This is a genomic window from Heyndrickxia sporothermodurans (genome assembly GCF_003055045.1).
Classification (GTDB): Bacteria; Bacillota; Bacilli; order Bacillales; family Bacillaceae_C; genus Heyndrickxia; species Heyndrickxia sporothermodurans.
This window is the reverse complement of the sequence record NZ_NAZB01000031.1, coordinates 34185-47572: the sequence shown is the minus strand read 5'-3', so window position 1 is coordinate 47572 and position 13388 is coordinate 34185. Positions and strand designations below refer to the sequence as shown.

Annotated in this window: 13 protein-coding genes; all 13 read right to left on the bottom strand. The window is 34.3% G+C overall.

Features of this window, described 5'->3' with window-relative positions; genetic code table 11:
* Positions 1–513: 513 nt before the first annotated feature.
* The 13 genes from B5V89_RS13740 to B5V89_RS13680 all read right to left on the bottom strand — a co-directional run bounded on the left by B5V89_RS13740 (position 514) and on the right by B5V89_RS13680 (position 13253).
* Positions 514–2148, bottom strand: a complete 1635-nt coding sequence (locus tag B5V89_RS13740) for a hypothetical protein (RefSeq protein WP_108072485.1) — start codon at positions 2146–2148, stop codon at positions 514–516.
* Positions 2149–2150: 2 nt separating this feature from the next.
* On the bottom strand, positions 2151–2933 hold the full coding sequence (locus B5V89_RS13735; RefSeq protein WP_181294674.1) for an ABC transporter ATP-binding protein: 783 nt from the start codon (positions 2931–2933) through the stop codon (positions 2151–2153).
* Between the two features lie 92 nt (positions 2934–3025).
* Complete coding sequence (locus B5V89_RS13730; RefSeq protein WP_108072510.1) at positions 3026–3982, bottom strand: endonuclease/exonuclease/phosphatase family protein; 957 nt, start codon at positions 3980–3982, stop codon at positions 3026–3028.
* 157 nt (positions 3983–4139) lie between these two features.
* Positions 4140–5090, bottom strand: a complete 951-nt coding sequence (locus B5V89_RS13725; RefSeq protein ID WP_108072483.1) for a DMT family transporter — start codon at positions 5088–5090, stop codon at positions 4140–4142.
* 273 nt (positions 5091–5363) lie between these two features.
* On the bottom strand, positions 5364–6041 hold the full coding sequence (locus tag B5V89_RS13720) for a ribulose-phosphate 3-epimerase (protein ID WP_066236051.1): 678 nt from the start codon (positions 6039–6041) through the stop codon (positions 5364–5366).
* 4 nt (positions 6042–6045) lie between these two features.
* A complete protein-coding gene (locus B5V89_RS13715) occupies positions 6046–6423 on the bottom strand; it encodes a transaldolase family protein (RefSeq protein WP_066235905.1) in 378 nt (125 codons plus the stop codon).
* Between the two features lie 93 nt (positions 6424–6516).
* On the bottom strand, positions 6517–7548 hold the full coding sequence (locus B5V89_RS13710) for a zinc-binding dehydrogenase (RefSeq protein WP_108072481.1): 1032 nt from the start codon (positions 7546–7548) through the stop codon (positions 6517–6519).
* A 1-nt stretch (position 7549) separates the two neighbouring features.
* Positions 7550–8602 carry a galactitol-1-phosphate 5-dehydrogenase gene (locus B5V89_RS13705; RefSeq protein ID WP_066235909.1) on the bottom strand — a complete coding sequence of 351 codons (1053 nt, stop codon included), beginning with the start codon at positions 8600–8602 and terminating at the stop codon, positions 7550–7552.
* A 105-nt stretch (positions 8603–8707) separates the two neighbouring features.
* Positions 8708–9979: a PTS galactitol transporter subunit IIC gene (locus B5V89_RS13700; protein WP_066235911.1), complete on the bottom strand. Its 1272-nt coding sequence runs from the start codon at positions 9977–9979 to the stop codon at positions 8708–8710.
* Between the two features lie 50 nt (positions 9980–10029).
* A complete protein-coding gene (locus B5V89_RS13695; RefSeq protein WP_066235913.1) occupies positions 10030–10311 on the bottom strand; it encodes a PTS sugar transporter subunit IIB in 282 nt (93 codons plus the stop codon).
* Positions 10312–10416: 105 nt separating this feature from the next.
* Positions 10417–10695: a PTS sugar transporter subunit IIB gene (locus B5V89_RS13690; protein ID WP_108072479.1), complete on the bottom strand. Its 279-nt coding sequence runs from the start codon at positions 10693–10695 to the stop codon at positions 10417–10419.
* 12 nt (positions 10696–10707) lie between these two features.
* Complete coding sequence (locus B5V89_RS13685) at positions 10708–11178, bottom strand: PTS sugar transporter subunit IIA (RefSeq protein ID WP_066235917.1); 471 nt, start codon at positions 11176–11178, stop codon at positions 10708–10710.
* A gap of 29 nt (positions 11179–11207) precedes the next feature.
* Positions 11208–13253, bottom strand: coding sequence for a BglG family transcription antiterminator (locus B5V89_RS13680; protein ID WP_108072477.1), 2046 nt, complete (start codon positions 13251–13253; stop codon positions 11208–11210).
* Between the last annotated feature and the right edge of the window lie 135 nt (positions 13254–13388).

Genomic DNA, 13388 nt, shown 5'->3' with positions numbered 1-13388 from the left:
CGTAGAATATTTTTTATTTCTTCTACTTGTAATTCAGTATAACAATTGTTAAATCTAGTTTGTATTGGGAAATTAACATTAGTTTCCATCATTTTATTTAGCTTTTATTTTCCAATTTTCCTAAAGATGTTTTTTAAGACAACCCTTCGTCTCATTTAAACGCCTAACTCCTATTTTTAAAAAACCGATTTTTGGTTCATCATTCAAAATCCGATCAATATGCATCCTTTCATTGCCGATCATAAAGTTTTAATAAACAATTCATCATTTAAAAATCCGGTGTCAGTCTTTCGTCCTAGTACAATTACTGTTTCCTTCCTAAACAGATTGGATCGTCTGATCCGATCGCTAAATGATATAAGTATTTTCAAAAATAACGTATTGAAAATTAAAAGTTGACTTAAAATTGGAAAGACATAGGGTAAAGTTTCGACCCACCTAAAAAGCTTGCTCTTTTTTCTTCTGTTTCTTCTAATTTCAGAATCATATGATTCTATATTTAAGACCTTTTCTTTAACTCTTCCTAATCCCTATCTTCCAAACAATCAAATTAACAATAAACGTTATAACTATATTAAGATAGATTCCAATACTACTAGACAAACTGAAAAAATGAATCCCAGCGAAAACTGCTATCGGGATGAGAAGTAAGAAAGCTTTCCACCCTTCGCTCTGACCGACCGTTTCAAATGCTTCTGAAAATGGAATAGCTTTTTTCAAAACTAAGAAGCAAATCATTGTATATAAAAACGAATCGATTAACACAACTGCTAAATCAGGTACAATTCTCCCACCATAAATGACAACAAAGATGATACTTAATAATAAATAGACGGGAATGTAAAGTTTAACTAAAAAAGCTTTTAATGTCCCTTTAAATAATGTGGAGTAATCCTTGATTGGTAATGTTTTATATATCCATGAACCTTTGTATTTCCCTGAATAACGAAGCATCATGACAATGGTAGGGATGATAATCATGCTAAAATAAATCGTTAAATACGAATGACCCGATGCTACTTGTTCATAGCTTCCTTCCCTGATTACACTAAAGATAAAGATAAAGGGAATAACAAAGGAAAACCCCAGTGATGGATACACTTTTAATTTAAAATCGCGTTCTTGTTTCATCATTAAGCTAGCAAATCGAAAGAAAGCACGCTCTTCTTTACTTCTACAAATACAACTTAATAAAGCATCTTTCCATTTACTTTTCTTTTTCACCTTTATTTTGCTATGACTGGATAGCTTTTGCAGATTTTTTTCAAATGTTGGAACTAAACGAAGATAAATGTAAAACGCAACAATTGGAACAATTAATGCTAAGCTTGAAAAGATTAGATAAAAGGAAGCAGTCTGCCCATTAATTAGCCATTCAAATGGGGCTGCATACCACATTGGGACAATAAACACATGCCACCATTGTGGATGAAGAACAATATTGAAATCGAAAATTTCAAATGATCGAATGAGGACTTGATATCCGACCATTAACGCCAGTGATAAACCAATTTGAACATAATTAATCATATCCTTCAGTTTCTCGCCATCGAAAAACCGTAAAATAAGGATATATAGTAAAGCGGTGATAACAACAATTAATAAATTAATTAAGATTAATTCAATAATGCCAATTAGAAAAAATACAATCCCATGTTTAAATAAGCCAACGACCATCGGAATCGTTGCAATCGAAGACGTTAGAAAAAATAAATAAATACTTATGTGTACAAATTTAGCAACACTGATGGTTTTTCGGCTAATCGGTTTTGTTTGTAAAATATTTTTATCCCGAACATCGAGCAAAACGGAAGAAAAATCTGAGATCATTGAGGACATGACCATAAACATCGTAATCCCAAAGAAAATACTCATTTGAAACATATAATGATTTCCTAATGCAATAAATGGAATGGTAAAAAGGCCTACCAGCACATAAATCCAAAGTGATTTAATAAAGCCGTTTCCTTCCTTCGTATCTTTCGCTTTTTTTCTTTTCGTTGATTGACTGAAAATGGTAGGTACCCGTCTTTGATCCATCATGAGTTTTACTTGTAAAATCCGTCTCATGATCGAATAATCGACACCCATTTTCTCAAACATACCTTTAAAACGATCAAGAACTTTTAATGTACGAAAGTCTTCCATCTCTACACCTCTTGAACGATGGTTACGAATCTTTCACCAATTTCTTTATGTTCATTAAATCCTGTTAATTGATTGAAGATTTCCTCCAACGTTCCTTCTTTGTTTTGATTTTGTAGATCGGCAAATGTTCCATCTGCAACGATTTTCCCGCCATTTAATAAGATAATTCGACTACTGATTTTTTCAACGACATCCATGATATGTGAGGAATAGAAAATCGTTTTTCCTTGTTCCGCGAGATTAGCCAAGATTTCTTTAAAAATCATGACACTGTTTGCATCCAAGCCATTAATCGGCTCATCTAAAAACAAAATTTCCGGATTATGTAATAAGCTGGAGATAATTAATAATTTCTGTCGCATCCCTTTAGAGTAGGATGAAATTCTTGAATAATACACTTCCCCAACTCCAAACAATTCCATTAATCTTTTAGCCTTATAATCTACTAAATCAAAGTCCATGCCGTATAGTTCACCAATAAATGTTAAATATTCATGTGCAGTTAAATTATCATATACTTCAGCAATTTCAGGGACATAGCCGATTTTCCGCTTGTAGTCAATGTTTCCATCTGCAATATCTCTTCCGAATAGCTTTACTTCACCAGTGTAACCTTCTTCAATCCCAAGAATGATTTTCACAGTTGTGCTTTTCCCCGCACCATTGGGACCAATGTATCCGATAATTTCTCCTCGTGTAACATGAAGATCAATTCCCTGGAGAACATCATTTGTTCCATAGCTTTTTTGTAAGTTACTAATTGTTAAAATTTCTTCCCCAATCATCCCGTCACCTCCACAACATATATTTATAATATTAGCATAATTTTACATACAATTAAAACCCATCGTTTATGATGGGTTTTCTAAGATTCACTCTATTTTCTTAATTGTAACTTCGAAAATACTCCCGCATGGTCGGATGGCCAAAGCCCCGAATACGATCGACTATTAGGCGTATCTCCGACAGTCTCTGCCTGTATTGATTCCCAACCATTTTTAAATAAAATAAAATCAATGCGGCTCGTTAAATTCGAAACATTATTTAATAAGTCTGGATCTTGACAACACGTATTTCCCGCTCCATTACCACTTTCTTCCCATGCATCTTGAAATCCGACATCAATAAAGCGCTTATAAGTAGGTGTATCATAATTATGTGCATTCGAATTCAAATCTCCTGTTACGATTAAAGGAAGATTTGTATTAGCTGGACCCTCTAAAATTTCTTTTGCTTGGTACATTTGAATATCGGAATTCGTATCTAAATGCGTATTTATCATCCTGATGTTCTGTCCCTCCAGCTGTATGTCGATTGAGGACCATCCTCGTAAAATTTCAATTTGCTGACCTGCTATTTGAACGATAAGATTTGTTTTGAAATTTTTAGCCATTCTTTTATTTATCGTTAATCGATAGCCTTTACGAACTAAAATGACATCCCTATCTAATAAACGTACAAGATTTCCATTGTTATCTGGAAGCTCGACGGATGTATTTTTGTTTTGAATAGCTACTTCATAATCTAAACCTCTTTTTTTCAATTCAATCAATAATAATTGAACAAAATCATAAGTGACTTTTCGATAATTGGGGATAATTAATTGCCACCATACCGCTTCTTGCAGACCAATAAGATCTGGTTTCTTTCCGGCAATCTCACGGGCGATTGCTTTTACACGAATAGGGAGGTTCGTTGCAAGGAATTGCCGATACACCTTTGACACAAGATTGGGAATTTTCTCTCGTGTTGAAGTAAATAACGGTGGTAATTCTACACCCATATATAGATTCCATGTGAGAATCGAAAGATGAAAACCATCCCATATTTTCATCTTTTCACCTCCAATCATTAACACACTCCATATAGTAAATGAAAGGTGTCGTTGAATGGCTACGAATTTTTTCTAAAATGAACAATTCGAGAAGAAACTAAGTACAACTACAGCAAGTCGGATTGTAAAAGTGTAATATGGGGAACAGCCCTTTTGTTTATAATGATATGTTCTCTTCCTTATTTTCTATAATGTTTACCTTATCTGTTTTAACCGTCGATAAAATAATGATTGTACTAATAATACAAAATGAACCTAACCAATCGACAACACCAAAAGCAACATGCAGCCAAACAATTGATAGAACAGCTGCTGCCAATGGCTCAATACAAGCTAGAAGGCTCGTCTCGGATGCGCTGATATACTTTAAACTTTCTAAATAACTATAAAAAGCAATGAGTGTTCCAAACAAGACAATAAACGCTACTGCAAAAAATGCGTTAAATGACCAATGGCCTTCAAACTTCCAAGGTGGATGGATAAAACTAAAACTTACTCCTCCGATCAGCATTCCCCATCCCACAACGATTGTTGATCCCCAACTAGCAAGCAATTGATGAGGCTGTAATGTATAAAATGCCAAGGCAATAGCTGAAGCTAATCCCCAAAACAATGCCAATCCAGAAATTGATAAGCTTTGAATATTGCCATGTGTAACAAGAAGAATCGTACCTAACAAGGCTAAAATTACCGCTGCCATCTCCTTAAAAGTTGGCAGCCTTTTCGATTTCATTGCTAGGTAACAAGAAATTAAAACCGGTGCTAAATATTGCAAAACAGTAGCTGTTGCAGCATTCGATTCTTTAATCGCCGCAAAATATGTATACTGGACCGCTAGCATCCCAAGAATACTAAACAATAATATGCGAAAAATATCATACTTGTTCTTCCATATTCCACAAATACTTTTTGATTCCTTTTTTGCTGCTATTCCTAATAGAATTACACCGGATAATAATAAACGGATTACGACTAACCATTCCGGACTAAACCCTTGCTTTTGAAAAAGAAACTGTGCTACAGTCCCTGAAATCCCCCATAATGAAGCACCAGTTAGGACTAGTACGATTCCTTTCGTTCTAGTATAAGATTTACCTTCTATGTTCATGTTTTCTCCTCTAATCCCTTTTATTAGTGGTGATAAACGGTAAAACACTTTTTTACATTATCATAATTTTCTATCATTATATCAAAAATTCAAATATTTCTTAGTTATTTTTGTTCTTCACTATCTCCCCAGGAGAGAAGAATTAAACGCAATTACCCCCATTTATGTAAATGGAGTTATTCGCGTTTTTGTATTCGCAATTTTTTTGGAGCAATGGAAATATTCTTTTATCGATGCATTACATTAAAGTAACTACATTTCATTGACATTCTGTTAATTAACATTTGTATTATTAAATATTGCTCTGATCGAATCAACTTTATTAGTAAAACTTCCAGTCTGGTGGTTGAACAATGCAGATGTCCCTAAAACATATACATTAGCTCCTCTTTTTAGCAGATGTGGAATTGTTTCTTTGTTAATGTTTCCATCTACCTCAATTAGTGGCCGGTTCTTGATTTTGTTCAGAATTTTATTTAATTCATCCATCTTTTTTAACACATGATAATTAAACGGTTGTCCAGCGAATCCTGGGTTAACGGTCATCATCAAAATCATTGATACATCTTCTAAATAAGGTGTGATCATTTCAATCGGACTTTGTGGGCTTAGGGCTAATGATGGTTTAATTCCATACTCCTTCAGTTTAGCTAAATCCCTATGAATATCCTCACTTGCTTCGACATGAAAGGAGAGATATTCTGGTTGAATTGGAGCAAACATATCAATGTATTTACTAGGATTGATGGTCGCTAAATGAATATCAAGAGGGATTCTCGTTTTTTGTTTGATTTCTTCCAGAACATATGGACCCATGGCTAGATTATTCACAAACACTCCGTCCATCACATCACAATGTAACATATCGACATTTGCCTGTTCTAATTCTTCAAGTTGGCTTTTTAACTGTAGTTGATTGGCACACATAATAGAGGCTGCAACTAGTTTCATTTGATCACCCTCTTGTCCCTTCATTTAATAATTCCCCATCTTCATTAAACTTTTCCAGACTAGAAGCGGTTAAAGGTTTATTAAGCATATTTTTTAATTGCATGATTACTTTTAATCCTTCAAAGGTAGCGGGAATTTTTATTCCAATTTTTGTTTGATCATATGTACGAATTTCCTGGCAGTCATTATACATTTCCTCGTATGTTTCTCCGACCGTTTGAACAAACACAGTTCCATCAGTTTTATCAAGAATTTCTTTAATTATCCATTTCCTTGGCTTTCCTTCTGTTAAAAGAATCGAAGGGTTTGTTGTCACACCTTTCATTATTCCAAGAGAAAAAGCTTCCGTAATTTCATTAATATTTGCAGTATCAAGATACATATGGAGACCTCCTATATCAATGATGAATAAACCCGCAAGCCAAATATAACTTGCGGGTATACTACTTTTATATGAAACAATTAGTTTGTTACTTTATGACTGAATCATCACTTTAATTTCTTCTCCAGACATAGCTGCTTCAAAGCCTTGTCGCCACTCATCTAGTGAAACGGTTTTGGTAACCATTTTATCAGTTGCAATTTTATTTTCTTCTAAAAGCTTTAATGCAATTTTCCAAGAGCTTGGTTTTTGGGAACGGGAACCGATATACGTAATCTCTCGTTGAATAATAGATTCTTGATCTATCGGATTCGTTTTATTTGCAAATAGACCGATTTGGACAAACGTTCCTTTTTTCTTCACTAATGGAAGTCCTTGATTTAAAGCAGGTACTGCACCGGAGCATTCAAACACTTTATCTACACCATACCCGTTTGTATGCTGTAACACAACTTCCTCTAAATTTTCTTGAAGGGAATCAACAATAACATCAGCACCTAAGGATTTTGCTAATTCTAAGCGCTGTGCATCTTTTGTAATCCCAGACATAATCGCAAATGCCCCTTGGGCTTTAACCACTTGAAGAAGTAACAAACCGATTGGTCCAGGTCCAAAAATTAGTACTTTGTCGTCTTTCGTAACAGTGGTTTTTTCTAATGCAGCATGGACACAGCATGCTAATGGCTCCGTTAAAGCCGCAGATAACAAGCTGATTTTATCAGATAAAACATGTACACTTTCTTCACGAGAAACGACGTATTCAGACATACTTCCATTAACCTGTGTACCAATCCCTTTTCGGTTTGAGCAAAGATTATAATCTTTTGATAAACAATATTCGCATTCCCCACAAGTTGTAAAGGTTGTTTCACTTGTTACCCTGTCACCAACTTTTATATGTTTGACATCTTTACCAATTTCAACAACTACGCCGGAAAATTCGTGTCCGAGTGTAACCGGTGTTGTTGGATTTTTATATTCCCCTTTAAATGTATGAATATCTGAGCCACAAATCCCTGTATATGCTACTTTTATTTTCACTTTATCATCATATGCTTGTGGTTCATCTATATGTTCTAAGGACATTTGGTCATATCCTTGATCCAGTTTCATTACTGATTTCATTTTATTCTAACTCCTCATTAGGGATAATCATTACTTTGTTGTATTCTTCTTCACGATTAATCATCATGTTAAATGCTTTTTGGGTATCTTCTAATTTATAGCGATGAGAAACTAATTCTTTTAATTTGATTTTTCCTTGTTGAACAAACTCGATCGTATTCATCCATTCTTTTCCTGGGAATGGTGCAGAATAGGAATTCCAAAATCCTTTTAACGTTAATTCTCTTCTAAAAATATTTTCGAAAGCTTTTTCAGAAAGGGTGACATCAGAATAAGCAATTCCCAGGTAACCTACTTTCCCTTGTTTGCGAGTAATTAGTAAGCATTGTTCTTGGGTTATTTTTGACCCCGCACATTCAAAAGCGATATCTACTCCTAATCCATTTGTATATTCATAAATTTTTTTGATCAAATCTTCTTTTAATGGATTGATAGACTTTTCACAGCCCAAATCCATTGCATCCTGCAGTTTTTTATCGGATATATCGATTGCAATGATTTCTTTCACTCCTGCTACACGAAGCCATTGAATGGCAAGAATCCCGATTGTTCCCACACCAAATACGGCGACTACATCTCCAAGCTGAGGATGAATATTTAAAACCCCATGTAAAGAAACTGCTGAAGGTTCAATCATCGCTGCATCTTCAAAGCTCATTTCACCAATTGGTAATACATTTTTTGCTGGAATGTTCACAAATTCAGCAAAAGCACCAAATGACTTTGATCCAATCATCCCATGATTTTCACATAAAGAAAATTGACCTCGCAGACAATATTCACATTCATTACAAGGAATAAAAGGAATCGCTGCAACACGATCTCCAATCTCCACATTCGTGACATCTTTTCCTTTTTCAACAACATAACCTGCGAATTCATGACCCATAATGGCAGGAAGCGGATATTTCCATTTGCTGACCATTTTATGTGTATCTGATCCGCATATTCCGGCAGCCATGACTTTCACCTTCACCTCATTTGGCTGACATTCACTAATTTCAATATCTTGATAAATAATTTCATTTTCTGAGTGCAAAACTGCAGCTTTCATGATGTGCCTCCTTTTTAGAGATTACTAGTTTAATAGATCACTGATCTATCTTGTAAAAGAGAAGATATCGGCGTGAAGGTCGATTTCCTTATAGTCTTAAACTCATTAGAATATTGCGTGCCAAGCTTGTGAAAATTTCAAAATTAACCAGTTAAACAAGTTACCACCTAAATCTAAGCTTGTAATCTTCGTTGCACCTTCTGGCATTTTAAATTGAGCACCTTCCATCATTGCTGTGTGTACTCCGGCGAAATTAGTAGCCATGTAAAGTGCTAATGCTACCATGACGGTACCTGCAATCAGTGAATGAATGATATTTCCTCTGCGTGATCCAACAACGAAAGCGATATAGAAAGGAATTGTTGCTAGATCACCAAATGGCAAGGTTTTATTACCTGGTAAAATTACGGCTAAGAATAATGTAATAGGAACGAGAATTAATGCTGTTGACATAACTGCCGGATGTCCTACTGAAAGTGCTGCATCCAGACCGATATATAATTTACGATCACCGTAACGTTTTTGTAAAAATGTACGTGCTGCTTCTGAAATTGGAATTAGACCCTCCATTAGGATTTTTACCATGCGTGGCATTAGTAGCATAACTGCCGCCATCGAAATTCCAATTTTTAATATACCGCCAATGTCATAACCTGCTAGAAGACCAATAATAATCCCCAAAATCAATCCCATCATCATTGGTTCTCCAAAAATACCAAAACGTTTTTGAATACTTTCTGGATTTGCATTTAATTTTTTGATACCAGGGATTTTCGATACTAACCAACCAATTAAAATTCCGATTGGAGCAAAAGCTGCAGTAGAACCTGTTGGCATGGAAATACCTTCAAGCCCATAGAACTTTTGGACCATTGGAGCTGTTTTGTCAGCAACAAATAAGACAGCGATTTCATAAATAACTGCGCAAAGGATAGCAAACCACCAGCTTCCTGTGATGATATAGCCTGTTGCACCAGCTGCAATAAAGTGCCAATAGTTCCAAATATCAATATCAAGTGTTTTTGTCACTTTCAATAGAATTAAAATAATATTTACAATTAAACAAACTGGGATAAGGATCGCCGCAACTGGTGAAGCCCAAGAAAGTGCAGCCGCAGATGGCCAACCTGTATCGATAATCGTTAAATTCAAGCCGAATCTTTCAACCATTTTTTGTGCTGCTGGACCTAAGTTATCGGTTAATACACCAATAACTAAATTAATCCCAACAAACCCGATACCAATGGTAATTCCTGATTTAAACGCTTTACTAAACCCTACTCTAAAAATTAATCCTAAAATTAAAATGGCAATTGGTAAGATGACAGTAGGTCCTAAATTTAAAACGTACTGTACACCGGATAATAGTTTGTCCATGCTTAACCCCCATCTCGTAAACTACAAAATTCATTTTTGCTAACAGTGTTTCACTTTAAATGGTCGAGAATTTTTTGATCTAACGCTTCCATTCCGATTCCCGTGATATAGGCTGTTGCTGTAAGTGCTGGAATATTGTAAGTTGTTGGTAGAATCGTAGTAGATACGATTAAATCCGCGCTTTCTTGACGAGAAGCAACTTCTGCGATTTTACATTGTACAACCTCAGCATTCACCCCGTTATTTTTTAATAAGTTTTCTACTCTTTCACAGACCACTGTTGATGTTGCGATTCCTGCCCCACAAGCGACTAATACTGTATATTTTTTCATGACATTCACTCCAATTGTTATTATTTAATTTGTTCTTAAATGAAAGTAAATCAATTAAATTACTTGGTTTTTAAAGTAAATCATTTCGCTGAAGAATATTGATTATTATTTTAAATGATCAATAATTTTTTGATCTAATGCTTCCATACCTATTCCTGTTATATAAGCTTTTGCCGTTAATGCAGGAATATTATACGTAGTTGGTAAGATTGTTGTTGATACGATTAAATCAGCCCCATCTTGGCGTGAAGCTACCTCTGCAATTTTACATTGTACAACCTCGGCATTAATACCATTATCCTTTAATAAATTTTCTACTCTTTCACAAACCACTGTTGATGTTGCGATTCCTGCTCCACAAGCGACAAGTACTGTTTTTTTCATTATTATTTCCTCCTAATTGTTTTCTTCCATTTGGTTAAATACCGTATAAATATCTTCAATATTGTTTGCTAATAACATTTGCTCGATTTTGCTACCGTCTTGAATGATCTGCATGATTTGTTGTAAAACTGTTAATTGACTATGCGGTTCATTCAAGCCTAGCATTAATACTACGTTAACGTCTGATTCTTTGGTTTTGTCATCCATAAGCTGAAACGACACAGGTTTTTTTAATGTTGCCACAGCAATAAATTGTTCCTTAACGAATTCAGGATCTGTATGGGGAATGGCCACATTATAATTATTCATACATAATCCCGTCGGGAAGACGGATTCTCTTTCAATTACTTTTGTTAGAAATTGATCTGTAACATACCCCTGTTTCAATGCTTCTTTTGCCAGTATTTCAAATAATTGTTCCCTGTTCTCACACTCTAAATTGACTTTTATTAAATCATCTTTTAAGAATTGCCCTAAAGTCATCTTCGTTTCCCCTCCTTGATGTTGCATGCTTATTTTGAATAGGTTTGAATGAGTTCATATAGTTGATCTAGGGCATCCATTTGTATCATTTTTTTGATATCTGCAGATGTACTAGCTAGCTTCATCAATTGCATTAATGCTTGAAAATGCTGATTTTTATCAACTGCTGCAATAACAACTACAAGATGAATTTTTTGATTGCCTCCTACATCTAATCCATTATTTATTTTTAATAAACTCATCCCTATTGAACGAACACCATCTTCCGGACTTGCATGTGGGATCGCTATATTCATTCTAAGCAAAATATATGGAGACATCGTCGGATATTGCTCAAGCATGGTATCCACATATTGCTTTGTAATAACCCCTTTATTCAAAAGTGGCTCCGAAGCGATTTTTATCGCGTCATGCCAACTATCCACATGGTCTCGTATAACCATCGTTTCTGGTGTAATTAAATCAGACAAATAACATCCTGCCTTTTGTTTAGTTGGATCAGATTCTTGAATCGAAAAATAATCCTGTAATGCATTAATTAATCCCTGTTTTTCTTCAATTTTTGCATACTTTCCAATAATATCCACAATTTGATTCACATTAATAACGGATGAATTTAATCCAAAAATCGTTTTCATTACACGTTGGCGAAGCTGAACTTTTTCAAAATCAGTAATAAATCGTTCAACAATAAAAAGCTGTTTGTCTGTTTGCAAAGGTACTGGAGAAAAGACAATATCAATTTCTCTATTGAAATTTTCAAATTCACGAACAGATAGTGCATTATAGAAATAAATTTCAGGAAACAATCCTCTTAATGTATTTTCCATCAACTTTGATATAGATACTCCATTTGGACAAACAACGACAGCCTTTTTCTTTATTTGAATTGTTTCACCACTATTGATTAAATGTCCACCGAGGAAGATTGTAATAAACATAACTTCACTTTCAGGAATACTACATCCTATATATTCTTCCAGCGGTTTAATTGAATCTTTGACAATATAATGGATTGCATCAAATTCTTCACTAAATTTCTCAATCATCGAATAATTGGTCGTTAAATGATATTTAATTCGATAATATGCCGGTTTCATGTGCAAAACTAATCTTTCCAGTAATGCATCTTTATCTTTTAAAACGATAACTGCTTTTTTCTCAAAAAGATCTAAACTATCTCTCAATGCTTGGATGAATTGTGGCAATTCATTTTTTGTTAAAAATTGTGACGATAATACATTTGATGTTAGCAACTGCAACGTTAGAAATAAACGTTCAGCCTTTGGAATATCTTTCCCATCCTGAATGAGGATTTCAGCCGCTTCAAATTCCTTTGTATCAGATAACTCTTCATAATCAATATGGTAAGGATTAGATACGAGCTTACCTCTATTTATTCTTTTTGAAATAATAGCAATAACATAAGGGAGAAGTTTCATTCTTTCATCACTAAATTTCAAATGAAGTCTCGTTTCAACCTCTTCCATTTGTGCTTTCAGCCTTTGAATCTCTTTCCCTTGTATTTCAATTATTTGTTCAATATAGGATTCACCATTATAAATACTAAATACGGATTGTAAAACATCTACTAAAAGTTTTCTTTTGTTCCATTCAGTTCCCGAAAGATCATAGCCTTTTACTCTCGAATAAACAATTGTTAAATCATATTTAGCGACTATATTTTGAGCCGATTTCAGATCCCGCAGTATGGTGTTTTTGCTCACTTCCATTACGGAGGTAAAATGTATTAATGATAATTCCTCATTACTGCTTAAAATCATTAATAGAATTAGAACTGCTCTTTCTTTTTCCGAAGGAATATATTTTTGTTTAGATGGTTCAATCGTTTCAGTAAACAATTCGATTAATACCGGATTCACAATAAACTTCCCACTATTTGTTCGTTTAATGGCCGGAAAATTTTTTTCCAGTAACCAGTCATTGATTTTCTTAAAGCTATAACTAATTTGCCTTCGAGATAATTGATACTTTTCCTCAAGTCTTGCATTTGATATTTCGGGGTTACCAATAACCTCTTTTAATAAAGAATTACTCCTTTCATCTAAATACATAATTGATTCCCCCTAACATATTTTTAGTTTATCAGAAATTATCAAACTATTGGTTGCGCTTTCATAACCATTTGTTGCAGGGAAAATGTGCAACGTGATGATGTATTATTATTTTTTCATAAATTTAAATAACTT

What these genes read in the sequence shown, in the direction of transcription:
- B5V89_RS13735 (WP_181294674.1), bottom strand. Translation starts at nt 2,933, where the DNA reads ATGATTGGGGAAGAAATTTTAACAATTAGTAACTTACAAAAAAGCTAT.
- B5V89_RS13690 (WP_108072479.1), bottom strand. Translation starts at nt 10,695, where the DNA reads ATGAAAAAAACAGTACTTGTCGCTTGTGGAGCAGGAATCGCAACATCA.
- B5V89_RS13710 (WP_108072481.1), bottom strand. Translation starts at nt 7,548, where the DNA reads ATGAAATCAGTAATGAAACTGGATCAAGGATATGACCAAATGTCCTTA.
- B5V89_RS13680 (WP_108072477.1), bottom strand. Translation starts at nt 13,253, where the DNA reads ATGTATTTAGATGAAAGGAGTAATTCTTTATTAAAAGAGGTTATTGGT.
- B5V89_RS13725 (WP_108072483.1), bottom strand. Translation starts at nt 5,090, where the DNA reads ATGAACATAGAAGGTAAATCTTATACTAGAACGAAAGGAATCGTACTA.
- B5V89_RS13685 (WP_066235917.1), bottom strand. Translation starts at nt 11,178, where the DNA reads ATGACTTTAGGGCAATTCTTAAAAGATGATTTAATAAAAGTCAATTTA.
- B5V89_RS13730 (WP_108072510.1), bottom strand. Translation starts at nt 3,982, where the DNA reads ATGAAAATATGGGATGGTTTTCATCTTTCGATTCTCACATGGAATCTA.
- B5V89_RS13720 (WP_066236051.1), bottom strand. Translation starts at nt 6,041, where the DNA reads ATGAAACTAGTTGCAGCCTCTATTATGTGTGCCAATCAACTACAGTTA.
- B5V89_RS13700 (WP_066235911.1), bottom strand. Translation starts at nt 9,979, where the DNA reads ATGGACAAACTATTATCCGGTGTACAGTACGTTTTAAATTTAGGACCT.
- B5V89_RS13695 (WP_066235913.1), bottom strand. Translation starts at nt 10,311, where the DNA reads ATGAAAAAATATACAGTATTAGTCGCTTGTGGGGCAGGAATCGCAACA.
- B5V89_RS13715 (WP_066235905.1), bottom strand. Translation starts at nt 6,423, where the DNA reads ATGTATCTTGATACTGCAAATATTAATGAAATTACGGAAGCTTTTTCT.
- B5V89_RS13705 (WP_066235909.1), bottom strand. Translation starts at nt 8,602, where the DNA reads ATGAAAGCTGCAGTTTTGCACTCAGAAAATGAAATTATTTATCAAGAT.
- B5V89_RS13740 (WP_108072485.1), bottom strand. Translation starts at nt 2,148, where the DNA reads ATGGAAGACTTTCGTACATTAAAAGTTCTTGATCGTTTTAAAGGTATG.